The sequence below is a fragment of the Clavibacter sp. B3I6 genome, assembly GCF_030816895.1.
GTDB lineage: Bacteria > Actinomycetota > Actinomycetes > Actinomycetales > Microbacteriaceae > Clavibacter.
This window is the reverse complement of sequence record NZ_JAUSYL010000001.1, coordinates 199,806-222,398: the sequence shown is the minus strand read 5'-3', so window position 1 is coordinate 222,398 and position 22,593 is coordinate 199,806. Positions and strand designations below refer to the sequence as shown.

General features: G+C 74.2%; 21 protein-coding genes. All 21 read right to left on the bottom strand.

Annotation, left to right across the window (positions count from 1 at the left end):
• Position 1: 1 nt before the first annotated feature.
• Positions 2-910: a guanylate kinase gene (gene gmk / locus QFZ62_RS01045; protein WP_307500918.1), complete on the bottom strand. Its 909-nt coding sequence runs from the start codon at positions 908-910 to the stop codon at positions 2-4.
• Complete coding sequence (pyrF, locus tag QFZ62_RS01040; RefSeq protein ID WP_307500917.1) at positions 907-1,803, bottom strand: orotidine-5'-phosphate decarboxylase; 897 nt, start codon at positions 1,801-1,803, stop codon at positions 907-909. The genes gmk and pyrF overlap by 4 nt, the downstream gene beginning before the upstream one ends.
• Positions 1,800-5,090, bottom strand: coding sequence for a carbamoyl-phosphate synthase large subunit (gene carB / locus QFZ62_RS01035; RefSeq protein ID WP_307500916.1), 3,291 nt, complete (start codon positions 5,088-5,090; stop codon positions 1,800-1,802). The genes pyrF and carB overlap by 4 nt, the downstream gene beginning before the upstream one ends.
• Positions 5,090-6,259, bottom strand: a complete 1,170-nt coding sequence (gene carA, locus QFZ62_RS01030; RefSeq protein ID WP_307507646.1) for a glutamine-hydrolyzing carbamoyl-phosphate synthase small subunit — start codon at positions 6,257-6,259, stop codon at positions 5,090-5,092. The genes carB and carA overlap by 1 nt, the downstream gene beginning before the upstream one ends.
• Positions 6,260-6,264: 5 nt before the next feature.
• A complete protein-coding gene (locus tag QFZ62_RS01025; protein ID WP_307500915.1) occupies positions 6,265-6,792 on the bottom strand; it encodes a hypothetical protein in 528 nt (175 codons plus the stop codon).
• Positions 6,789-8,177: a dihydroorotase gene (locus QFZ62_RS01020; protein WP_307507642.1), complete on the bottom strand. Its 1,389-nt coding sequence runs from the start codon at positions 8,175-8,177 to the stop codon at positions 6,789-6,791. Before QFZ62_RS01020 ends, QFZ62_RS01025 begins: the two co-directional genes overlap by 4 nt.
• A gap of 32 nt (positions 8,178-8,209) precedes the next feature.
• Positions 8,210-9,166, bottom strand: coding sequence for an aspartate carbamoyltransferase catalytic subunit (locus QFZ62_RS01015; RefSeq protein ID WP_307500914.1), 957 nt, complete (start codon positions 9,164-9,166; stop codon positions 8,210-8,212).
• Positions 9,163-9,723, bottom strand: coding sequence for a bifunctional pyr operon transcriptional regulator/uracil phosphoribosyltransferase PyrR (gene pyrR, locus QFZ62_RS01010; protein ID WP_307500913.1), 561 nt, complete (start codon positions 9,721-9,723; stop codon positions 9,163-9,165). Before pyrR ends, QFZ62_RS01015 begins: the two co-directional genes overlap by 4 nt.
• Before the next feature lie 112 nt (positions 9,724-9,835).
• Positions 9,836-11,872 (bottom strand): acetate--CoA ligase, encoded by a 2,037-nt coding sequence (gene acs, locus QFZ62_RS01005; RefSeq protein ID WP_307500912.1) that lies wholly within the window; start codon positions 11,870-11,872, stop codon positions 9,836-9,838.
• Between the two features lie 73 nt (positions 11,873-11,945).
• Entirely contained in the window at positions 11,946-12,782 is an 837-nt protein-coding gene (locus tag QFZ62_RS01000) for an ABC transporter permease (protein ID WP_307500911.1), read from the bottom strand.
• Positions 12,779-13,837 carry an aliphatic sulfonate ABC transporter substrate-binding protein gene (locus QFZ62_RS00995; protein WP_307500910.1) on the bottom strand — a complete coding sequence of 353 codons (1,059 nt, stop codon included), beginning with the start codon at positions 13,835-13,837 and terminating at the stop codon, positions 12,779-12,781. Before QFZ62_RS00995 ends, QFZ62_RS01000 begins: the two co-directional genes overlap by 4 nt.
• Positions 13,838-13,938: 101 nt before the next feature.
• On the bottom strand, positions 13,939-14,817 hold the full coding sequence (locus QFZ62_RS00990; protein WP_307500909.1) for an ABC transporter ATP-binding protein: 879 nt from the start codon (positions 14,815-14,817) through the stop codon (positions 13,939-13,941).
• Positions 14,818-14,908: 91 nt separating this feature from the next.
• A complete protein-coding gene (gene nusB / locus QFZ62_RS00985) occupies positions 14,909-15,322 on the bottom strand; it encodes a transcription antitermination factor NusB (RefSeq protein WP_307500908.1) in 414 nt (137 codons plus the stop codon).
• 4 nt (positions 15,323-15,326) lie between these two features.
• Entirely contained in the window at positions 15,327-15,890 is a 564-nt protein-coding gene (gene efp / locus QFZ62_RS00980) for an elongation factor P (RefSeq protein WP_307500907.1), read from the bottom strand.
• Between the two features lie 113 nt (positions 15,891-16,003).
• Positions 16,004-16,444, bottom strand: a complete 441-nt coding sequence (locus QFZ62_RS00975) for a type II 3-dehydroquinate dehydratase (protein WP_307500906.1) — start codon at positions 16,442-16,444, stop codon at positions 16,004-16,006.
• A gap of 19 nt (positions 16,445-16,463) precedes the next feature.
• The gene (locus QFZ62_RS00970) at positions 16,464-17,231 is read right to left on the bottom strand and encodes an SDR family oxidoreductase (protein ID WP_307500905.1); all 768 of its coding nucleotides are present in this window, start codon (positions 17,229-17,231) and stop codon (positions 16,464-16,466) included.
• A complete protein-coding gene (aroB, locus tag QFZ62_RS00965) occupies positions 17,228-18,349 on the bottom strand; it encodes a 3-dehydroquinate synthase (protein ID WP_307500904.1) in 1,122 nt (373 codons plus the stop codon). The genes QFZ62_RS00970 and aroB overlap by 4 nt, the downstream gene beginning before the upstream one ends.
• Complete coding sequence (locus QFZ62_RS00960) at positions 18,346-18,837, bottom strand: shikimate kinase (RefSeq protein WP_307500903.1); 492 nt, start codon at positions 18,835-18,837, stop codon at positions 18,346-18,348. The genes aroB and QFZ62_RS00960 overlap by 4 nt, the downstream gene beginning before the upstream one ends.
• A 2-nt stretch (positions 18,838-18,839) precedes the next feature.
• A complete protein-coding gene (gene aroC, locus QFZ62_RS00955; RefSeq protein WP_307500902.1) occupies positions 18,840-20,078 on the bottom strand; it encodes a chorismate synthase in 1,239 nt (412 codons plus the stop codon).
• Positions 20,079-20,117: 39 nt separating this feature from the next.
• Positions 20,118-21,008, bottom strand: a complete 891-nt coding sequence (locus QFZ62_RS00950) for a shikimate dehydrogenase (RefSeq protein ID WP_307500901.1) — start codon at positions 21,006-21,008, stop codon at positions 20,118-20,120.
• The gene (gene mltG, locus QFZ62_RS00945; protein ID WP_307500900.1) at positions 21,001-22,458 is read right to left on the bottom strand and encodes an endolytic transglycosylase MltG; all 1,458 of its coding nucleotides are present in this window, start codon (positions 22,456-22,458) and stop codon (positions 21,001-21,003) included. The genes QFZ62_RS00950 and mltG overlap by 8 nt, the downstream gene beginning before the upstream one ends.
• Positions 22,459-22,593 lie beyond the last annotated feature (135 nt).

The window sequence follows — 22,593 nt, the reverse complement described above, 5'->3', positions numbered from 1 at the left end:
TTCACGGACCGACGGCCTTCCTGGTCTTCATCAATTCTACGACCTCGCGCGCGGCCTCCGCGACATCGCGGTTGACGACGAGGTGGTCGAACTCGTCCTGGGCGGCCAGCTCGACCTTCGCGGTGTCGAGACGGCGCTGCTGCTCCTCCGGTCCCTCCGTGCCGCGGCCGACCAGGCGACGCACGAGCTCCTCCCAGGTCGGCGGCAGCAGGAACACGAGCCGGGCCTCAGGCATGGCGGCCTTCACCTGGCGCGCGCCCTGGATGTCGATCTCGAGCAGGACGCTGCGGCCCTCGGCCAGCGCCACGTCGATGGGCGCGCGCGGCGTGCCGTAGCGGTGCGCGTTGTGGACCTTCGCCCACTCGAGGAGCTCCTCCCGCTCGACCATCGCGTCGAACTCGGCGTCGGAGACGAAGTAGTAGTTGACCCCCTCGACCTCGCCGGGACGCGGCGCGCGCGTCGTGGCGGACACGGACAGGAGCACGTCGGGCTCGTTCTCGCGGATGTACGTCGAGACGGTGCCCTTGCCGACGGCCGTGGGACCCGCGAGCACGACGAGCCGGCTGGGCTCGACGATCTGCTTCGCGGTCTGCCACTCCTCGAGGAAGCGGGTGAGCCGCACGCGCTGGTGGACGCCGAGCCCGCCGAGGCGCTTGGCCGTGGAGATGCCGAGCTCGCCGAGGATCCGCTCGAGCTTGGTGGGGCCGATGTTCGGGATGCTCGTGAGGAACTCGGTGACCCGGAGCGTCGCCTCGGCGCGACGCGCGGGGTCGGCCGACGCGTCGAGCACGCCGAGCGGCGTGCGCTCCCCCGTGACGATGTCGCTCTTCACCTGCGCGCGGGCGCGGCGGGCGGCGACGGCGGCCTGGGAGGCGGCGATGCGGTCGACCTCGGGTGGTTCGGGCCTCATGGCAGCACCTCTTCGAGTCGTCCGGCGTGGTCGGTGACGGCCTCCGCGACACGCCGTGGCCCAGTCGCGAGGATACTCCGCGACGCGCTCGCGATCACAACGCCGGACGCGGGGCCGAACAGCTTCCGGACATCGCCGAGGAGCGCGCCCTGGTGGCCGAAGCCGGGCGCGAGGATCGGCGTGCGGGTGAGCTCGGCCAGGTCGAGGCCCGCGTCGGCGGCGTCGACCGTGGCGCCGATGACGAGGCCGAAGGCGCCGGGCTCGGCGGACGGATCGTCGCGGGGGCCGTTCGCCGCGACGGCCGCGTCCTGGATCCCGCGGGCGACCGTCCGGGCGGGGCCGGCGGATCCGTCGGTGGGCAGCAGCGCGCGCTGGAGCCGCTCGGCCTCCGGGTTGCTGGTGGCGGCGAGGACGAACACGCCCGCCCCCCAGGCGTCCGCCGCGGCGCGGACGCCGTCGAGGGATCCCACGCCCGTGTAGGCCGTGAGGGTCACGGCGTCGGCGCGGAGCGGGCTGTCGGGCGCGAGCCAGGCTGCGCCGTAGGCGTCGACCGTGGAGCCGATGTCCCCGCGCTTGGCGTCGGCGATCACGAGCAGCCCCGCGTCGCGCGCCGCGGCGAGGACGCGCTCGAGCGCGGCGTACCCCGCGGATCCATGGCGCTCGAAGAACGCGACCTGGGGCTTCACGATGCCGGCCCGCCCCGCGGTCGCCTCGACCACGCGGAGACCGAACTCCTCGAGGCCGCGCGCGTCGTCCGGGAGGCCCCACGCGTCGAGCAGCGACCGGTGCGGGTCGATGCCCACGCAGAGGTGGCCGCGCTCGCGGAACGCGCGGGCGAGGCGCGCGCCGAACGGCGGGGCGACCTGCGTCGCCCCGCCGTCCGCGGTCGTCACCGGCGGGCCTCGCGGGCGATCGCGTAGTCCTGCAGGCTCGTCACGTCGAACCCGGCGCGGATGGCGTCGAAGGACGCGACCGCGGCCGTGAGCTGCGCGATGGTCGTGAACAGCGGCTTGTCCGCCGCGACGGCCGCCGCGCGGATCTCGTAGCCGTCCGCGCGGGCCGTGCGGCCCGAGGGCGTGTTGATCACGACGTCGACCTGGTCGCGGTTGATGAGGTCGACGATCGACGGCGAGTCCCCCTCGGCCGGCGACTCGCTGTACTTGCGGACGACGCGCGCCTGGATCCCGTTGCGGCTGAGGATCTCGGCCGTCCCCGCGGTCGCGAGCACCTCGAAGCCGAGCTGCTGGAGCCGGAGCACCGGGAGCACGATGGAGCGCTTGTCGCGGTCGGCGACGGAGACGAACACCGTGCCCGAGAGCGGGAGGCCGCCGAAGGCCGCCTCCTGGCTCTTGGCGAAGGCGCGGGGGAAGTCGCGGTCGATGCCCATGACCTCGCCCGTGGAGCGCATCTCCGGGCCGAGCACGGAGTCGACGATGAGGCCGTCCTTCGTGCGGAACCGCTTGAAGGGCAGCACGGCCTCCTTGACGGCCACGGGCGAGTCCATGGGGACGTCGGATCCGTCGCGCTCGGGCAGGAGGCCCGACGCCTTCAGCTCCGCGATGGAGGTGCCCACCATGACGAGCGACGCGGCCTTCGCGAGCGGGATGCCGAGCGCCTTGGAGACGAACGGCACCGTGCGGCTCGCCCGCGGGTTCGCCTCGAGGACGTAGAGCACGCCCGCGCCGATGGCGAACTGCACGTTGAGGAGGCCGCGCACGCCGACGCCCTCGGCGATGGCGCGCGTGGCGTCGACGACCTGCTGGATCTGGCCGCGGCCGAGCGTGACGGGCGGGAGCGTGCAGCTCGAGTCGCCCGAGTGGATCCCGGCCTCCTCGATGTGCTCCATCACGCCGCCGACGTACAGCTCGGTGCCGTCGTAGATGGCGTCGATGTCGATCTCGATGGCGTCGTCGAGGAACCGGTCGATGAGGAGGGGCTTCCCCGCGCCGATGATGCCCTGGTCGGCCATGCGCAGGAAGTAGTCGTGCAGCGTGGCGGTGTCGAAGACGATCTCCATGCCGCGGCCGCCGAGCACGTAGCTCGGGCGGACGAGGACGGGGTAGCCGATCTCCTCGGCCACGACCACGGCCTCCTCGATGACGGTGGCCGTGCCGTTGCGCGGGGCCACGAGGCCGGCCGCGTCGAGGATGCCGGAGAACAGGCCCCGCTCCTCCGCGAGGTCGATGGCCGACGGGCTCGTGCCGAGGATCGGGACGCCCGCGGCCTCGAGGCCCTTGGCGAGCCCGAGCGCGGTCTGCCCGCCGAGCTGCACGACGACGCCGACGAGCTCGCCCGCCTGCTGCTCCGCGTGCACGATCTCGAGCACGTCCTCGAGGGTGAGCGGCTCGAAGTAGAGCCGGTCGCTCGTGTCGTAGTCGGTGGAGACCGTCTCCGGATTGCAGTTGATCATGATCGTCTCGTACCCGGCCTCGGCCAGCGCGAAGGACGCGTGCACGCACGAGTAGTCGAACTCGATGCCCTGGCCGATGCGGTTGGGGCCCGAGCCCAGGATGATCACCTTGCGGCGGTCCGAGGGCACGATCTCCGTCTCGGAGTCGTAGCTCGAGTAGTGGTACGGCGTGAGGGCCGGGAACTCGCCCGCGCAGGTGTCGACCGTCTTGAAGACGGGGCGGATGTCCGCCGCGTGGCGGGTGTCGCGCACCTCCTGCTCGGCGAGACCGCGGATCTCGGCGATCTGCGCGTCCGAGAAGCCGTGGTCCTTCGCCTCGCGCAGCGTCCCCGCGTCGAGCTCCTCGGCGTCGCGCACGGCGTCGGCGACCTCGTTGATGAGCACGATCTGGTCGATGAACCAGGGGTCGATCTTCGTCGCGTCGAAGACCTGCTCGGCGGTCGCGCCGGCGCGGAGGGCCTGCTGCACCGTGACGATGCGGCCGTCGGTGGGCGTGCGGCTCACCTCGAGGAGCTCGTCGACCGAGCGGGCCTCGGGGCCCCAGTGGAACGAGGATCCGCGCTTCTCGAGCGAGCGCAGCGCCTTCTGCAGGGCGGTGGAGTAGTTGCGGCCGATGGCCATGGCCTCGCCCACCGACTTCATGGTCGTGGTGAGCTCGGCGTCGGCCGCCGGGAACTTCTCGAACGCGAAGCGCGGGACCTTGACGACCACGTAGTCGAGCGTGGGCTCGAAGCTCGCGGGCGTGACCTTGGTGATGTCGTTCGGGATCTCGTCGAGCCGGTAGCCGATGGCGAGCTTCGCCGCGATCTTCGCGATCGGGAAGCCGGTGGCCTTCGACGCGAGCGCGCTGGACCGGGAGACGCGCGGGTTCATCTCGATGACGATGAGGCGGCCGTCCGCGGGGTCGACCGCGAACTGGATGTTGCAGCCGCCGGTGTCGACGCCCACCCGGCGGATGATGTCGATGCCGATGTCGCGCATGTGCTGGTACTCGCGGTCGGTGAGCGTGAGGGCGGGCGCGACCGTGATCGAGTCGCCCGTGTGCACGCCGACGGGGTCGACGTTCTCGATGGAGCAGACGACGACCGTGTTGTCGGCCGTGTCGCGCATGAGCTCCAGCTCGTACTCCTTCCAGCCGAGGATCGACTCCTCGAGGAGCACCTCGGTGGTGGGGCTCGACTGCAGGCCGTCGGCGACCATGCGCTCGAGCTCGGCGCGCGTGTGCGCGAAGCCGGAGCCGAGGCCGCCCATGGTGAAGGAGGGGCGGATCACGAGCGGGTAGCCGAGGTCCTCGGCGTACTCCACGGCCTGCTCGAGCGTCTTCGCCACGTGCGAGCGGGCGACGTCGGCGCCGGACTCGATCACGAGGTCCTTGAAGAGCTGGCGGTCCTCGCCCTTCTGGATGGCCTCGACCTTGGCGCCGATGAGCTCGACGCCGTGCTTGGCGAGGATGCCGAGCTCGTCGAGCCGGATGGCCGCGTTGAGGGCCGTCTGGCCGCCGAGCGTCGGGAGGACCGCGTCCGGCCTCTCCTTGATGATGATCTTCTCGAGCACCTCGCTCGTGATCGGCTCGATGTAGGTCGCGTCCGCGAAGTCCGGGTCGGTCATGATCGTGGCCGGGTTCGAGTTCACGAGGATGACGCGCACGCCCTCCTCGCGGAGCACGCGGCAGGCCTGGGTGCCGGAGTAGTCGAACTCGGCCGCCTGTCCGATGACGATCGGCCCGGAGCCGATGACGAGGACGGAGTTGATGTCGGCGCGCTTGGGCATTACACGGTCTCCTGGGGGGTCGCGGCGGCGGGGGCGGTGCCCGACGCGTCGTGGATCAGCTGGACGAACCGGTCGAAGAGGTACGACGAGTCGTGCGGGCCGGCGGCGGCCTCGGGGTGGTACTGCACGCTGAAGGCGGGGATGTCGAGGCATTCGAGCCCCTCGACCACCTGGTCGTTGAGCGAGACGTGGCTGACCTCCGCGCGGCCGAAGCCCGCGGGGCTCTCGACGGGGCCGTCGAGCGGCGCGGAGACCGCGAAGCCGTGGTTCTGGCTCGTGATCTCCACCCGACCGGTCCGGCGGTCGAGCACGGGCTGGTTGATCCCGCGGTGGCCGAACGGCAGCTTGTAGGTGTCGAAGCCGAGGGCGCGGCCGAGGAGCTGGTTGCCGAAGCAGATCCCGAAGAACGGGATGCCCTTCCGCAGCACGTCCTGCAGGAGCTCCACGTGGTACTGCGACGCCTCGGGGTCGCCGGGGCCGTTCGAGTAGAAGACGGCGGTGGGCGCGAGCTCGGCGAGCTCCTCGGTGGTGATGCTCTGCGGCACCACGTGCACGTCGAGGCCGCGCGCGGCGAGGTGCTTCACGGTCGCGGTCTTGATGCCGAGGTCGAGCACCGCGACGGATCCGATGCGCTCGCCCACCGCGGGGATCGTGTACGTCTCCTGCGTGGAGACCTCGGCGGACAGGTTGCGGCCCGTCATGTCGGGCGCCTGCCGCACCTGCGCGAGCTGCTCCTCGTCGCTGAGCGACGCGGCCTCGCCGGAGAAGACGCCGGCGCGCATGGCGCCCTCGTCGCGGATCCGGCGCGTGACGGCGCGCGTGTCGATGCCGGAGATGCCGACCACGCCCTGCGCGACGAGGTCGTCCTCGAGCGTGCGGGTGCCGCGGAAGCTGCTGACGACACGGGAGGGGTCGCGCACGACGTAGCCGGCGACCCAGATGCGGCGGGACTCCATGTCCTCGTCGTTCATGCCCGTGTTCCCGATGTGCGGCGCCGTCTGGAGCACGATCTGGCCCGCGTAGGACGGGTCGGTGATGGTCTCCTGGTAGCCGGTCATGCCGGTCGCGAAGACGGCCTCGCCGAGGCTGGTGCCGCGGGCGCCGTACGCGCGTCCGACGTACCTCCGTCCGTCCTCGAGTACCAGGACAGCAGGTTCGTGTCGGGCCATGTCGGTCACTTCCCTTCGTTGTCGTCGTCGTGCGCCAGGCGCGGGATCCGGTGGAGGGCGTCGACCAGCGCGGACTTCTCGCGCGGGTCGATCACCCGGAGGTACGTGTCGACCGGGGTCCCGGCGGCCTCGTCGAGGATCCAGGTGACGGCCACGAGGCCGCCCTCCTCCACGACGCGGTCGATCGCGTAGGTCGCGAGGCCGGAGCCGGTGATGCGGCCGGCGGGCACGAGCACCTCGCGCTCGCCGTCGATCGCGAGCACGAGCCCGGCGTCGTGCACGCGGGCCGCCGCGCGTCCCCGGAAGCCGAGGGGGCGGACCGTGAGCCGATCGAGCGGCTGGCCGGCGGTGGTCGTGGCGACGTAGAGCACGTCGACCTCGAGCGTCGGCGCCTGGAGCCCGGCGGGCGGGCGCGGCGGCTCGGGCAGCGCGCGCTGGCGGCGGCGGCGCGCGCGCCAGCCGAGCGCCATGAGGCCGAGCAGCAGGACGAGGAGCGCGATCACGCTGACCGCGGGTCCGATGCGGTCGCTCATGCGGGTCCCGCCGAGGAGGCGGCGGCGGCGGCCGAGCGCGCGTCGGCGTCCGCGCGGTCGCGGAGGACCGCGGCGCGGGCGACGCGATCGCGGTCGACGAGCGCGCCGTCGAGCACGGTCGGGTAGCCGCGGTGGAAGGTCGCGACGACGCGGCCGGGCAGCGTCATCTCCAGGTAGGGCGAGTTGGCGCTCTGGCCGCCGAGGTCGGCGCGGCCGAAGACGCGCGAGGCCGCGGGGTCGTAGAGCGTGACGTCGGCCGGGGACCCGGCCTCGAGCGCGTGCCCGTGCTCGGCGAGGCGGCCGATGCGCGCGGGCGCGTGCGACATGACGCGCGCGACGCCCTGCCAGTCGAGGAGGCCCGTGTCGACCATCGCGAGCTGGACCACGGAGAGCGCCGACTCGAGGCCGACCATCCCGAACGCGGCCGCGTCCCACTCGCAGTCCTTGGCCTCCGTCGGGTGCGGGGCGTGGTCGGTGGCGACCACGTCGACGGTGCCGTCGGCGAGCGCGAGGCGGAGCGCCTCCACGTCCTCGCGGCGGCGCAGCGGCGGGTTCACCTTGTAGCGGGCGTCGTAGCCGGCGACCAGGTCCTCGGTGAGCAGCAGGTGGTGCGGCGTAACCTCGGCGGTGACGTCGACCCCGCGGGCCTTGGCCCAGCGGATCACGTCGACGGAGCCGGCGGTCGAGACGTGGCAGACGTGGAGGCGGGATCCGACGTGCTCGGCGAGCAGCACGTCGCGCGCGATGATCGACTCCTCGGCGACCGCGGGCCAGCCCGTGATGCCGAGCTCGCCGGACAGCGCGCCCTCGTTCATGGTGGCGCCCTCGGTGAGGCGCGGGTCCTGCGCGTGCTGCGCGATGACGCCGTCGAACGCCTTCACGTACTCGAGCGCGCGGCGCATGAGGAGCGGGTCGGAGACGCACTTCCCGTCGTCGGAGAAGACGCGGACGGCGGCGCGGCTCGAGGCCATGGCGCCGATCTCGGCCAGCGACTCCCCCGCGAGGCCCACGGACACGGCGCCGATGGGGCGGACGGTGGCGTACCCCGCGGCGTCGCCGAGCGCCTTGACCTGCTCGACCACGCCCGCGGTGTCCTGCACGGGCATAGTGTTCGCCATGGCGAAGACGGCCGTGAAGCCGCCGAGGGCCGCGGCGCGGGACCCGGTGAGCACGGTCTCGCTCTGCTCGTAGCCGGGCTCGCGGAGGTGCACGTGCAGGTCGACGAGGCCGGGCAGGGCCACGAGGCCGTCTGCCTCGACGACGTGCGCGTCGGCCGGGGCGACGAGGTCCGGGCCGATCGCGCGGATCAGCCCGTCCGCGAGGAGGATGTCGGCGCGCTCGCCCGTGGGCAGGGTCGCGCCGCGGATCAGGTGGGTGTCGTCCATGGTGGTCGCGTCCTGGATCTTCGCGTTCTGGGTCATCGGTCGGCCTTCCCGTCGCCGGACAGCAGGAGGTAGAGGACGGCCATGCGCACCGAGACGCCGTTGGCGACCTGCTCGCGCACCGTGGACCTCTCCGAGTCGGCGGCGGCGGCGGATATCTCGAGCCCGCGGTTCATGGGCCCCGGGTGCATGACGATCGTATCGGGCCCGAGGAGCGCGAGCCGCGCGTCGTCCAGGCCCCAGATGCGCGCGTACTCGCGCGGGTTCGGGAAGAAGGCGGCGCGCATGCGCTCGGCCTGGATCCGGAGCATCATCACGGCGTCCGGCCGGACCTCGCGGAGGGCCCGGTCGAGGTCGTAGCGCACGGTGACCGGCCATGAGTCGATCCCCACCGGCACGAGGGTGGGCGGCGCGACGAGCGTGACCTCCGCGCCGAGCGTCGTGAGCAGCCACGCGTTCGAGCGCGCGACGCGGCTGTGCAGGATGTCGCCCACGATGACGACGCGCGCGCCGTCGAGGCCCCGACCCCGGGCGGCGGATCCGTGCAGCCGGCGGCGGATCGTGAAGGCGTCGAGGAGCGCCTGCGTGGGGTGCTCGTGCGTCCCGTCGCCCGCGTTGACGATGCCCGCGTCGATCCAGCCGCTGCCCGCGAGCGTGTGCGGCGCACCCGACGACGGGTGGCGGACGACGACGCCGTCGGCGCCCATCGCCTGCAGCGTCTGCGCGGTGTCCTTGAGGCTCTCGCCCTTGGACACGCTCGACCCCTTGGCGCTGAAGTTGATGACGTCGGCCGAGAGGCGCTTCGCGGCGGCCTCGAACGAGATCCGGGTGCGCGTCGAGTCCTCGAAGAAGAGGTTGACGACCGTGCGGCCGCGGAGCGCGGGGAGCTTCTTGATCTCGCGCGTGCCGACGTCGGCCATGTCCTCGGCGACGTCGAGGATGCGGACGGCCTCGTCGCGCGACAGGTCGCGGGTGGAGAGCAGGTGCCTCACCGGTCGCCCCCCTCGTGGTCGGGGCCCTGGATGGTGACGGCGTCCTCGCCGTCGATCTCGTCGAGCCGGACGAAGATCCGCTCGGCCAGGCTCGAGGGCAGGTTCTTGCCCACGAAGTCGGCCCGGATGGGGAGCTCGCGGTGGCCCCGGTCGACGAGCGCGGCGAGGCGCACGGCCGTCGGGCGGCCGAGGTCGCCGATGGCGTCGAGGGCGGCGCGCACCGTGCGGCCCGAGAAGAGCACGTCGTCGACGAGCACGACCGTGCGGCCGTCCACGCCGCCCGCGGGGAGCCGCGTGGGCGCCGGGGCGCGGGTGGGGTTCCGCCGCAGGTCGTCGCGGTACATGGTGACGTCGAGCGAGCCCACCAGGTCGGCGGGGGCGTCGGGCTCGAGGCGGGCGATGATCCGGCCGATGCGCTCGGCGAGGACGGTGCCCCGGGTCGGGATGCCGAGGAGCAGCAGGCCGGCGGGGCCGCGGTTCGACTCGAGGATCTCGTGGGCGATGCGCGTGAGCGCACGGGTGATGTCAGAGGGCTGCAGCACGACGCGCTGAGGCAATCCGACCTCCTTCCCCGCCTCTCGGGACGGATGTTAAAGGTGGTCTGTTCCGCCGGTCACTCTACCGGGTGCCCGCCGCGGCGCGAGGCGACCGGGCCGCCCGCGTGTGTCCTCAGCGGGCGGACGCGTCGAGCACCGCGCGGATCCGCCCCAGCACGGCGGCGTCCTGCAGGCTCGTCGCGTCACCGAGGGTCCGGCCCTCGACCAGGTCGGCGAGGAGCCGCCGCATGATCTTCCCCGATCGCGTCTTCGGCACGTCCGGCACCGCGACGATGCGCCGGGGCTTCGCGACGGGGCCGATGACCCGCGCCACGTGCGCCGTGAGGACGGGCCCCAGCTCCGCGGCGAGCGCCGCCCAGCCGGCGGCGTCGTCGTCCGCGGGGCGGTCGTCGCCGCGCGGCACGACGAACGCGACCACGCGCTGGCCGGTGAGCCCGTCGGCGACGCCGGTGACCCCGGCCTCCCCCACCCGCGGGTGCGCGACGAGCGCGGACTCGATCTCGATGGTCGAGAGGCGGTGGCCGGAGACGTTGACGACCTCGTCGATCCGCCCCTGGAGCGCCACGTCGCCGTCCGCGTCGCGCCGGGCGCCGTCGCCCGCGAGGAACCAGCCGCGGTCGGCGAAGCGCTCCCAGTAGGCGCTGCGGTAGCGGTCGGGGTCGCCCCAGACCGTGCGGGCCATGCCGGGCCAGGGCCGCTGGATCACGAGCAGGCCGCCCTCCCCCGCGGGGACCCGCTCGCCGGCGTCGTCCACCACGTCGACGAGGAACCCGGGCAGGGCGCGGCCCGCGTGACCGGGCTTCAGCGTCGAGACGCCGGGCAGGGGCGCGATCACGGCGGCACCCGTCTCCGACTGCCACCACGTGTCGACCACGGGCGCGCGCCCCGCGCCGACCTCCCGGTGGAACCAGCGCCAGGCGGCCGGGTTGATCGCCTCCCCCACCGAGCCCAGCAGCCGGATGCTCGACAGGTCGTGCCCGGCGACGCCGTCGGGGTACCAGCTCATGAGGGAGCGGATCAGCGTGGGCGCCGTGTAGTACGTGGTGACGCCGTACCGCTCGATGATCTCCAGGTGCCGGCCGCGGTGGGGCGTGTCGGGCGTGCCCTCGTAGATCACCTGCGTGAGGCCGTTGGAGAGCGGGCCGTAGATCTCGTAGGTGTGGGCGGTGACCCAGGCGAGGTCGGCCGTGCACCAGTGCACGTCGTCGGGCTTCGCGTCGAAGTGGGCCCAGTGCGCCCACGACGCGTGGGTCAGGTACCCGCCGGACGTGTGCACGAGGCCCTTGGGGCGGCCGGTGGTGCCGGACGTGTAGATCACGAAGAGCGGGTGCTCGGCGTCGAAGGCCTCCGGCGCGTGCACGGGCGACGCGGATCCGACGGCGTCGTGCCACCAGACGTCGCGCCCCGGGGTCCACGGCACGTCCTGCCCGGTGCGGCGGACGACGAGCACGTGCTCGACGGACGCCACGCCGGCGACGGCCTCGTCGGCCTGCGGCTTGGTGGCGACGGCGGTGCCGCGGCGGTTCTGCCCATCGCTCGTGATGAGGAGCTTCGCGCCCGTGTCCTCGACGCGGAAGCGCAGCGCCTCGGCGGAGAACCCGCCGAACACGAGCGAGTGGACGGCGCCGATGCGGGCGACCGCGAGCGTCGCGACGACCGTCTCGACGAGCACGGGCAGGTAGATCACCACGCGGTCGCCGGGGCCGACGCCGAGGGCCGTGAGCGCGTTCGCGGCGCGCGACACCTCCTCCTGGAGGTCGAGGTAGGTCACCGTCCGGCGGTCGCCCGGCTCGCCCTCGAAGTGCAGGGCGACCTTCCCGCCGCGGCCGGCCGCGACGTGCCGGTCGACGCAGTTGGCGGCGACGTTGAGGCGGCCGCCCGCGAACCAGGTGGCGGCGGGGACCTGCGGCGTGCCGTCGTCGGCGACCGGCGGGACCCACGTGTGCGCCGTCTTCCACGGCGTCTCCCAGTCGAGGCGGCGGGCGGCGTCCTCCCAGAAGGCGATCGGATCCGCGTCGGCGCGCGCGTACGCCTCCGCCGTGACGTTCGCGGCCCGGGCGAGCGCGACGGGCGGCGGGAACAGGTCCCGCTCGTCGGCGGGGGCGGTCGCGGGGACGGTCTCGGCCTGCTCGATGCGCGGGGAGGTCATGCGCCGACGCTACGTGCGCCGGGGGCGGGATCCGGAACCGGCGCGTCACGCGACGACACGTGGGACGGCGGGATCAGCCCCAGCGGCGCACCAGCACGCGCTCGACGACCCCCACGACGGCGTCCGTGACGGCCCCGAGCACCGCGAGCAGCACGATCGCGAGCAGCACCCGGTCGACGCGCCCGTTCGCCGACGACTCCGTCAGCAGGTGGCCGAGCCCCATGGACGCGGCGAGCAGCTCGGCCGCGACGAGGAAGAGCCACGACTGCGCGAGCGCGAGGCGGAGACCCGAGACCACGGCGGGCAGCACGGCGGGCAGCTGCACGGTGACCAGCAGCGGGATCCGGGCGAGCCCGAACGCGCGGCCCACCTCGACGAGGTGCGGGTCCACGTGCCGGAGCGCGCCCGCGACGGTCGTGTACACGGGGAACATCGCCCCGATGGCGACGAGCGTCACCTTCGAGTCCTCGTTGATCCCCATCCAGAGCAGGAGCAGCGGCACCCACGCGAGCGACGGCACCGTCCGGAACGCGCCCGCGGTGGGCGCGAGGAGGAGCCGGCCGACGCGGGAGAGCCCGACCACCGCGCCGAGCACGAGCCCGACCGTCGCGCCGAGCGCGAAGCCGAGGAGCACGCGCTGCAGCGAGATGGCGACGTACTGCCCGAGGATCCCCTGCTCGGCGAGCTGCACCCCGGCCCGCACGACGTCGAGCGGCGCCGGGAGCAGGTGCGGCGCGACCGCGCCGGTGGCGGTGACGACGGCCCAGAGGCCGACGACGAGCACGGGGACGACGAGTCCCAGGCCGGCGCGGGCGAGCCGGCCGCCGGCGGAGCGGCGGGCGTCCCCGGGCCGCGGGTCCGGGACGCGGAGGTCGTCCGCCGCGGCCGGGTCCTGGTCAACGGCGGTCATCCGGCCGTCCCGGCGGCGGGATCGGCGGACTCCGCGAAGCGCGGCTCGAACAGCTCGTCGATCGCCGCGTCGACCTTCCCCTGGTCGGGCACGTCGCCCGAGTCCACGAGGATCGGCCCGACGCGCTCGAGCACGGAGCGCTGGGCGTCGCCGGGCACGGGATCGACCCCGAGGTTCGTCCGGTCGATCACGGTGGCGGCGACGGCCGGGTCGATGGCGGCGGCCTGCGCGAGGATGGCCGCGGTCTCGTCCGGGTGCTCGACCGCCCACGCGCGCGCCTGCTCGTAGGCGTCGACGACGGCCTGCGCGAGGTCGGGCGACGCGTCGAGGAACGACTCGGTGGCGTTGAGGAACCCGTAGGTCGCGAAGTCGACGTTGCGGTACAGGAGCGTCGATCCCGCCTGCGCCTGGCTGGCCGCCATCAGCGGGTCGAGGCCGGCCCACGCGTCGACCGAGCCGTTCTCGAGGGCCGCGCGGCCGTCGGCGTGCTGGAGGTTCTGGATCGTCACCTCGGAGGCGGGGATGCCGGCCTCGTCGAGCGCCTGCAGCAGGAAGAAGTACGGGTCGGTGCCCGTCGTCGCGGCGATGTCGGCGCCGCGGAGCTGGTCGACGCTCGTGATGGGCGATCCCTGCGGCACGACGATCGCGGTCCACTCGGGCTGCGAGTACACGTCGATGGTGCGGATGGGCGAGCCGTTGGCGCGCGCGAGCAGCGCGGCGGATCCCGCGGTCGAGCCGACGTCGACCGCGCCCGCGCGGAGCAGCTCGTTGGCCTTGTTGGACCCGGCGCTCTGCACCCACTCCACCGCGACGTCGGATCCCAGGCGCTCCTCGAGGAGGCCCTGGTCCTTCACGATGAGGCTGAGCGGATTGTAGGTGGCCCAGTCGACCGTGAGCGTGTCGGCGCTCCAGCCGGCGGGGTCGGCGGCCGCGTCGGCGGCGGCCGGCGCGACGGAGGATCCCTCGCCCGCGGCGCAGCCGGCGAGGAGCATCACGGCGGCGCTCGCGAGGGCGAGCGCGGGGAGGGCGGATCTGCGGGGCAGGAGACGGGTCACGGTGGGTCCTCGGTGCGGTGTCGGGGTGCGGGGGGGGCGGGGGCGGGTGATGCGGGGATGCGGTGGATGCGGGGGCCGTGCGCGTGCGGTGGGACGGCGGATCAGCCCGCGTCGCGCGGGGCCGCCGCGCGGTGCCCGGGCACGCCGAGACCCTCGAGTAGCTCGGCCCGGAGGGCGGCGAGGGTGGCGTCGCCGCGGTCGCGCGGCCGGGCGCCGGGCACCTCGAGCACGCGGCGGACGGTGGCGCCGGGCGCGCTGCCGGGCGCGGGATCCGGCCCGAGCAGCACCACGCGATCGGCGAGGTGCAGCGCCTCGTCCACGTCGTGCGTGACGAGCAGGACGGTGGTCGGGATGGCGGCGTGCACGTCGAGGAGGAGGTCCTGCATGCGGAGGCGCGTGAGGGCGTCGAGCGCGCCGAACGGCTCGTCGAGCACGAGGACGCGCGGCCGCCGGGCGAGGGCGCGCGCGAGCGAGGCGCGCTGGGCCATGCCGCCGGACACCTGGCGCGGGCGGAGGTCCGCCGCCTCGGCGAGGCCCGTGAGCTCGAGGAGGTCGCGAACGCGGGCGTCGCCCTCGGCACGCGGCACGTCGCGGGGCAGGCCGAGCCGGACGTTGGCGCGGATGGTGCGCCACGGGAGGAGGCGCGGCTCCTGGAACGCGACCGCGGAGCGCTGGTCGACGTCCTGCACGGGCGTGCCGTCGATGCGGATGGTGCCGGCGTCCGGCCGGTCGAGTCCGCTGACCTGGCGGAGGAGCGTGGACTTGCCGCAGCCCGACGGGCCGAGGATCGCCACGACGTCGCCCGCGGCGAGGTCGAGGTCCACGTCGCGGAGCACGGGGCGCCGGGCGCGCGACCCGTCGACGGCGAACGACCGGCCGACCCCGCGGAGGGCGACGGCACCGGCGGAGGCGGGTGCCGGATCCGTCGGGGCGGCGGCCGCGGCGGGATCGCGGTGCGTGGCGGGGGCGGTGACGGGCATGACCCGACGCTAGGGCGATGCGCCCCCGCGCGGATCCCGGCCCGTCACACGCCGTCGCCGGGCGTCATCCGACGTAACCGACGGCGTGGGATCAGGCCTGCGTCGCCGCGATCCGCGCGAGCATGCCGTTCACGAACGACGCCGACTCGTCCGTCGAGAGCGACGACGCGAGGTCCACGCTCTCGGAGATCGCGACGCCGTCGGGCACGTCGGCGTTGAAGAGGATCTCCCAGATGCCGATGCGCAGGATCGCGCGGTCGACGGCGGGCATCCGGGCGAGCGTCCAGTTCACCGAGTACGTCTCGATGAGCTCGTCGATCTCGTCCTGGTGCTCCACCACGCCCTCGGCGATCTCCCGGGCGTACTGCCACGATGCCTGCCGGTCGGGCTCGGCCGCGGCCCGCTGCTGCTCGACCGCGAGGGTCGCGGGGATCGTCTCCCCGCGGATGTCGGCGACGTACAGGACGTCGAGGGCGCGCTTGCGCGCCTTGGTGCGTGCGCTCACGGGGTCAGTCGGTGACGCGGCTGAGGTAGTCGCCCGTGCGGGTGTCCACCTTGACGCGCGTGCCCTGCTCGAGGAAGAGCGGGACCTGGATCTGGTGCCCGGTCTCGACCGTCGCGGGCTTGGTGCCGCCGGTGGAGCGGTCGCCCTGGAGGCCCGGCTCCGTGTACGTGATCGTGAGCACGACGGACGCGGGCAGCTCGACGTAGAGCCCCTCGCCGTTGTGCAGCGCCACGGTCACGTCCTGGTTCTCGAGCATGAAGTTCTTGGCGTCGCCGACCTGCGCCGCGGACAGCGTGATCTGGTCGTAGTCGCTCGTGTCCATGAACACGTAGTTCTCGCCGTCGGCGTAGAGGTACTGGAAGTCGCGGCGGTCGACCGTCTCGGTCTCGATCTTCGCGCCCGCGTTGAACGTCCGGTCGACGACCTTGCCGGTCATGACGTTCTTGACCTTGGTGCGCACGAACGCGCCGCCCTTGCCCGGCTTCACGTGCTGGAACTCGATGACGGTCCACAGCTGGCCGTCCATGTTGAGGACGATGCCGTTCTTGATGTCAGCGGTAGAGGCCATGCGGGGAGGTCCTTGCCTGTTCGACGAGCGGGATGCGGCGATCGAGCGGCCGCGCGGAGGATGCCGGCTCCGCTCCCGTCGTCGGGCGCGTGCGGTCGATCCGAGGGATCAGCCTAACGGGTGCCGGTCACCACGTGCGCGAGGGCGAGGAGGTAGGACCCCTGGCCGAGGCCCGCGATGACGCCCGTCGCGACGGGCGAGATGACGCTCTGGTGCCGGAACTCCTCGCGCGCGTGCGGGTTAGACAGGTGCACCTCGAGGAGGAGGATGCCCGCCTTCGTCACGAGGGCGGCCGCGTCGCGGAGCGCGTACGAGTAGTGGGTGAACGCCGCCGGGTTCATGATCACGGGCGTCCGGGTGTCGACGGCCTCGTGCAGCCAGCCGATGAGGGTCGCCTCGTCGTCGGTCTGGCGGAGGTCGATCTCCACGTCGTCCGGCGCGAAGGCCACCAGCTCCCGGCGGAGGTCGTCGAGCGATCCCGTGCCGTACACGTCGGGCTCGCGGCTGCCGAGCCGTCCGAGGTTGGGGCCGTTGAGGACGAGCACGCGTGACATGCGCCCAGCCTAGGCGGGGTCAGGCGACGCTCTGGCCGCCGTCGGAGCGGATGCGCTGGCCGTTGATCCAGCCGCCCTCCGCGGAGAGCAGGAAGCACACGAGCGCGGCGGCGTCGCGGGGCTCGGCGAGCCGGCCGCGCGGCGTGGTCTCGCGGAGGGTCTCCCGGATCTCGGGCGTGAACCAGCCCGTGTCGGTGGGGCCGGGATCCACGAGGTTCGCCGTGATCCGCACGTCCTCGAGCTCGCGCGCCGCCGCGATGACGATGCGGTCGAGCGCGGCCTTGCTCGCGCCGTACGCGACCTCGCCCACGACGGCGTCGCTCGTGAGGGCGACGATGCGGCCGGCACCGGGCACCGCGCGGTACCGGCGCGCGAACCCCTGCACGAGCTGCAGCGACGCGCGGACGTTCACCGCCAGGTGGCGGTCGAGGCTCTCCACCGTCGTGTCGAGCAGCCCGCCCTCCACCGACTCGGCGTGGCTGAGGACGAGGCCCGTGAGCGGCCCGAGACCGCGCTCGACCTCGTCGAGGATCCGCTCGGCGGCCCCGGTGTCCATGAGGTCCGCCTCGATGGCGTGCGCCCGGCCGCCCGCGCGCTCGACGGCCTCGGCCACCCGGGCCGGGTCCTCCGGCTGGCGGCCCCACGGCATGCGCGCGTCGTACGCGGACCAGTAGGAGAACGCGACGTCCCAGCCGCCGAGGGCCAGGTCCTCCGCGATCGCCGCGCCGAGGCCGGCGACGCGCCCGACGCCCGTGACGAGCGCGACGGGACGCGCGTCGTCGGTCACGACCCGATCTCCTGGTACGCGGCGAAGAGCAGCGCCTCCTCGGGGCCGTTGAGCACGCTCGCGCGGCCGACGCCGTCGAGCACGATGAAGCGCATCATGTCGCCGCGCGCCTTCTTGTCCCGCTTCATGCTCGCGACGAGCGTGGGCCAGCGGCCAACGGGGTAGCTGGTGGGCAGGTCGAGCGAGTCGAGGATCCGCCGGTGCCGGTCGACCGCCTCGTCCGAGAGCGACCGCGTGAGGCGCGACAGCTCGGCGGCGAACACCATGCCCACCGCGACGGCGGCGCCGTGCCGCCAGCGGTAGCGCTCGGCGTGCTCGATGGCGTGGCCCAGCGTGTGCCCGTAGTTGAGGATCTCGCGGCGGCCCTTCTCGGTGAAGTCCTCCCCCACGACCTCGGCCTTCATCGCGATCGACAGCTCCACGACCCGGCGGAACTCGGGGCTCGTGGTGTCGGTGACGCGGGCGACGTCCCGCTCGATGACGTCGAGGATCTCCGGCACGGCGATGAACCCGGCCTTCACGATCTCCGCGAAGCCCGTGACGATCTCCTCCCGCGGCAGGGTCGCGAGCAGGTCGAGGTCCACGATCACGGCCGTCGGCGCGTAGAACGCCCCGACGAGGTTCTTGCCCTCGGACGTGTTGATGCCCGTCTTGCCGCCGACGGCCGCGTCCACCATGGCGAGCACGGTCGTGGGGACCTGGATGAGCATGACGCCCCGAAGCCAGGTCGCCGCGACGAAGCCGCCGAGGTCGGTGGTGGCGCCGCCGCCCAGGGTGATGACGGCGTCGGAGCGCGTGAAGGCGGTCGTGCCCATGATCTTCCAGCAGAAGGCGGCGACCTCGATGCGCTTGGCGCCCTCGGCGTCCGGCACCTCCGCGAGGTAGACCTCCACGTCGCCCTGCAGGCGCTCCCGGAGGCGCGACGCCTCCTCGGCGAGGGCGGGCGCGTGCACGATGAGCACCTTGCGGACGCGCGGACCGAGCAGGCGCCCGACGCCCGCGACGAGGCCGCGGCCCACGGTCACGTCGTAGCCGGGCGTGCCGGAGACGTGGATCACGGTGGGGGCGTCCGGCTCGGCGGCGGCAGCAGCGGTGTCGGGGGTGTCGTGGTCGGTCATGGCTGCCTCTCCCGGGCGAAGCGCTCGATCTCGCGCGCGATGCGCGCGAGCGGGCGGTCGGAGGTGTCGATGGTCAGGTCGGCGAGCGAGCGATAGAGCTCCTCGCGGTCGGCGACGATGCGGCGCCAGCTCGCGAGGCCGTCCACGAGCGGGCGGTCGTCGCCGCGGATCCGCGACCGCACGGCCTCCTCGCTCACGGTGAGGAGCACGACGACGTGCGACGCGAGGTCCGCGCGCGTGGCGGGATCGAGCACCGCTCCCCCGCCGAGCGACACGACGCCGTCGTCCGCGAGGGCGCGCGCGACCGCCGCGCGCTCCAGCTCGCGGAACCGGGGCTCGCCGTGGTCGCGGAAGATGTCGGCGATGGATCCGTGCGCGTCCACCACGGCACGGTCCGTGTCGGTGAACGGCGCGTCCAGCGCGCGGGCCACACGGCGTCCGACCGTGGTCTTGCCCGCGCCCGGCGGGCCGATCAGGACGACCGGCACGCTCAGGACCCGGGCGCCGCCGGCGGCGCGGCGTCCGCCTCGTCCACGAGGTCGGCGCCGGTGCGGCGGCCCTCGGGGATCGCGTCGAGGTAGCCGCGGAGGTTCCGGAGGGTCTCGCCCACGGAGTCGCCGCCGAACTTCTCGAGCACGGCGTCGGCGAGAGTGAGCGCGACCATGGCCTCGGCGACCACGCCCGCGGCGGGCACGGCGCACACGTCGGACCGCTGGTGGTTCGCGGGGGCGGCGCCGCCGGTGGCGGTGTCGATGGTGCGGAGGGCGCGCGGCACGGTGGCGATGGGCTTCATGCCCGCGCGGACCCGGAGGACCGTGCCCGTGCTCATGCCGCCCTCGGTGCCGCCGGCGCGGTCGGTGGACCGGCCGATGCCGTCCGCGGTGGAGAACAGCTCGTCGTGCGCCTCGGATCCGCGGCGCGTCGTGGTGAGGAAGCCGTCGCCGACCTCCACGCCCTTGATCGCCTGGATGCCCATGAGCGCGGCCGCGAGCTTCGAGTCGAGCCGGCGGTCCCAGTGCACGTGCGAGCCGAGGCCCGGCGGGAGGTCGTAGGCCAGGACCTCGACGACGCCGCCGACCGTGTCGCCGCTCGCCTTCGTGTCGTCGACCTCGGCGACCATGCGCGCGCTCGTCTCGGCGTGGAAGCAGCGCAGCGGATCCGCGTCGAGCGCCTCGACGTCGGCGGGCGTCGGCAGGGGCGCGCCCTCGGGCACGCGCACCGGGCCGATGGACAGCGTGTGGCTGACGAGCGTGATGCCGAGCTCGGCGAGGAACGCGCGGGCGACGGCGCCGAGGGCGACACGGGCGGCGGTCTCACGGGCGCTCGCGCGCTCGAGCACGGGCCGCGCCTCGTCGAAGTCGTACTTCTGCATGCCCACGAGGTCGGCGTGGCCGGGGCGCGGGCGGGTGAGGGCGGCGGCGCGCGCGCCCTGCAGCTTGGCGGGGTCCACGGGCTCGGGGCTCATCACGTCGACCCACTTGGGCCACTCCGTGTTGCCGATCCGCACCGCGATGGGGCTGCCGAGCGTCCGCCCGTGCACCACGCCCGTGGACAGGCTCAGCTCGTCCTGCTCGAAGCCCATGCGCGCGCCGCGGCCGTAGCCGAGCTTGCGACGGGCGAGGTCGGCGCGGATGCCGTCGAGGCTCACGGGCACGCCCGCGGGGAGGCCCTCCAGGACGGCGATGAGTTCGGGGCCATGGGATTCCCCGGCGGTGAGCCAACGCAGCATGCGCCCATCCTCCCACAGCGGTCGGGGGTGACCGGCGGGTCAGGGGCCGGTCCAGGGCCTCCGCGGATCACGGCCGACGCTGGCGAGCATGGCGGCGAGCACGCGCTCCTCGTCCGGCAGCTCCCGCTCGTCGTCCCCCTGCGCGAACAGGCGCACCTGGATGAGCGCCTGGTGCACGAGCATGTCGATGCCCGGCACGACGCACCCGCCCGCCCGCTCCCAGCCGGACGCGATGCCCGTGGGCCACGGCGCGTAGGCGACGTCGAGGAGGACCGCCGCCTCGGGCAGGTCCTCCGGCAGCGGGACGGCAGCGGCGGCATCGCCCGGGAGGGTGCTGATCGCCGTGTCGGCGTCGCGGAGGGGGGCCGTGGCCTCGTCCAGCGGCACGATGCGGAGCCGGACCCCGAGCTCGTCGGCGAGCGGACGGAGGTCGCCCGCGCGGTCCGGCCGGCGTGCGGCGACGGTCGCGTCCCGGACGCCGATGCGGGCGAGCGCGACCAGGGCCGAGCGGGCGGTCGCTCCGGCGCCCAGCACCACCGCGCGCGACGACCGCGCGACGCCGGCCGTCCGGAGCGCGCGGACGATGCCCGCGACGTCGGTGTTCGCGCCGCGGCGGACCACGCTGCCCGCCGCGTCCCGCTCGAGGAGGAGGGTGTTGGCCGCGCCCGCGAGCCGGGCGGTGTCGTCGACCCGGTCGAGGAGCGGCAGCACGTCGCGCTTGAGCGGCATCGTCAGGGAGAGGCCGCGCCAGCCCGATCCGAGGCCCGCGACGAACCCGCCGAGGTCCGCTCCCGCGCACTCCACGGCCTCGTACGACCAGTCGAGCCCGAGCACGTCGTAGGCCGCCCGGTGCAGCCGGGGCGACAGCGAGTGCGCGATGGGACTGCCGAGGACTGCCAGCCGCACGGCCGGCGTCCGCGGGTCAGCCATTGCCCGGATTGTCCCTCATGAACTTCTGCCACTGGGCGACGGCCCGGAGGTGCTCGTCGAAGGTCTGGGAGAAGACGGTGTCGCCGGTGATCGTGTTGACCGTCACGAAGTAGAGCCACGGCCCGTCGGCCGGCGCCCGGGCCGCCTTGATCGCCAGATCGCCGGGGTTCGAGATGGGTCCGACGGGCAGTCCGGGGTGGACGTACGTGTTGTAGGGGTTGTCGTCGGCGCGCTCGGCGTCGGTCGTCGCGACCCGGCCCACGGACTGCGCCCCGTACGCCACGGTGGCGTCGGACTGCAGCGGCATGCCGACGTCGATGCGGTTCTGGAACACGCGCGACACCTTGTAGAAGTCGCCCTCGAAGCGCGCCTCCTTCTGGATCAGCGCGGCCATCGTGAGCACGCGGTGCCGGTCGGCCACGGGGACGCCCGCCTGGTCGAGCGCCTGGAAGGCGCGCTCCACCATCGCCTTCACCATGTCCGGCGCGGACGTGCCGGGCGGGAAGTCGTAGGTCGCGGGGAACAGGTAGCCCTCGATGCCGGGCGCCTCCGCGGGGATACCCAGCGCCGCGAGGTCGGCGGCGGCCGCGTCGAGGTCGGCCACGGGGGTCCCGGTGCCCTCCGCGATGAGCTCGAACACCTGCGCGGCGGTGTGGCCCTCGGGGATGGTGACCTTCTGCTGCACCTGGCTCGCCGGATCCTGCAGCAGCTCGAGCGCGGATGCCGCGCTCATCTGCTTCCGCAGCGTGTAGGTCCCCGGCTGGAACACGACCTCGCCGGAGCGGACCACGGCCTGGTAGAAGGCCTTCGAGGTCTTGACGACGTCCTGCTCGGCGAGCGTGTCGCCGATGGTGGTGCCGGTGTCGCCCGTCTTGACGACGACCTGCACCTCGCCGGATCCGTCGCCGTCGTAGTCGGTGGGCTCGGCCGGCGTCATGAGTGCGCTCACGACGGGGCCGAAGAGCGAGGTGGCGATGACGGCCGCGCCGCCGAAGAGCACGACCAGCAGGACGAGCACGTACGGCCACTTGGGGTGGCGACGCTTCGCCTTCGGCGCGGCGGCCGTGCGCGCCGGGGCCGTCGGCGCCACGCGCGTGCGCCCGCTGCCGTCGCCGGAGCGGGGGGACGAGGAGGCCGTGCGGGCGGCCGCGACCGCGGGACGGGACGCCGCGGGATCGGCGGCGGAGGCCGCGAGACCCGCGGCGGCCGCCGAGGCGGACGACGCGTCGGCTGCCGCGGCGGAGGCGGACGACGTGGCGGCGGCCGCGACGTCGGCCCGCGGGCGGTCGTCGGCGGCGGGACGCGCGCGGGATGCGGGGGCGGCGGACGCGTCGTGGCGGTCCGCGACGGGCGAGGTGCCGGTCCGCGGGTCGTCGTCCGGGACGGCGGAGGCGGCACCGGAGCGCGCCTGGGCGTTCTCGCGGAGGGCCCGCAGCTCGCGGCGCGTCATGGGGGCACCGGGTCCGGTGCCGGCGAGCTCGCCGCTCGGGGCGCCGTCACGGCCCGGGGAAGGAGTCGATCCCGGTGCGGGGGAAGCCCCCGGAGCGGCCTCCCCGAAGAGGCTCTCGAAGGGGTCGGCTCCGGC

Coding starts and splice junctions, on each gene's coding strand:
- gmk (WP_307500918.1), bottom strand. CDS start 910: ATGAGGCCCGAACCACCCGAGGTCGACCGCATCGCCGCCTCCCAGGCC.
- carB (WP_307500916.1), bottom strand. CDS start 5,090: ATGCCCAAGCGCGCCGACATCAACTCCGTCCTCGTCATCGGCTCCGGG.
- carA (WP_307507646.1), bottom strand. CDS start 6,259: ATGGCCCGACACGAACCTGCTGTCCTGGTACTCGAGGACGGACGGAGG.
- QFZ62_RS01025 (WP_307500915.1), bottom strand. CDS start 6,792: ATGAGCGACCGCATCGGACCCGCGGTCAGCGTGATCGCGCTCCTCGTC.
- QFZ62_RS01020 (WP_307507642.1), bottom strand. CDS start 8,177: ATGGACGACACCCACCTGATCCGCGGCGCGACCCTGCCCACGGGCGAG.
- acs (WP_307500912.1), bottom strand. CDS start 11,872: ATGACCTCCCCGCGCATCGAGCAGGCCGAGACCGTCCCCGCGACCGCC.
- QFZ62_RS01000 (WP_307500911.1), bottom strand. CDS start 12,782: ATGACCGCCGTTGACCAGGACCCGGCCGCGGCGGACGACCTCCGCGTC.
- QFZ62_RS00990 (WP_307500909.1), bottom strand. CDS start 14,817: ATGCCCGTCACCGCCCCCGCCACGCACCGCGATCCCGCCGCGGCCGCC.
- efp (WP_307500907.1), bottom strand. CDS start 15,890: ATGGCCTCTACCGCTGACATCAAGAACGGCATCGTCCTCAACATGGAC.
- QFZ62_RS00975 (WP_307500906.1), bottom strand. CDS start 16,444: ATGTCACGCGTGCTCGTCCTCAACGGCCCCAACCTCGGACGGCTCGGC.
- aroB (WP_307500904.1), bottom strand. CDS start 18,349: ATGACCGACCACGACACCCCCGACACCGCTGCTGCCGCCGCCGAGCCG.
- aroC (WP_307500902.1), bottom strand. CDS start 20,078: ATGCTGCGTTGGCTCACCGCCGGGGAATCCCATGGCCCCGAACTCATC.
- QFZ62_RS00950 (WP_307500901.1), bottom strand. CDS start 21,008: ATGGCTGACCCGCGGACGCCGGCCGTGCGGCTGGCAGTCCTCGGCAGT.
- mltG (WP_307500900.1), bottom strand. CDS start 22,458: ATGACGCGCCGCGAGCTGCGGGCCCTCCGCGAGAACGCCCAGGCGCGC.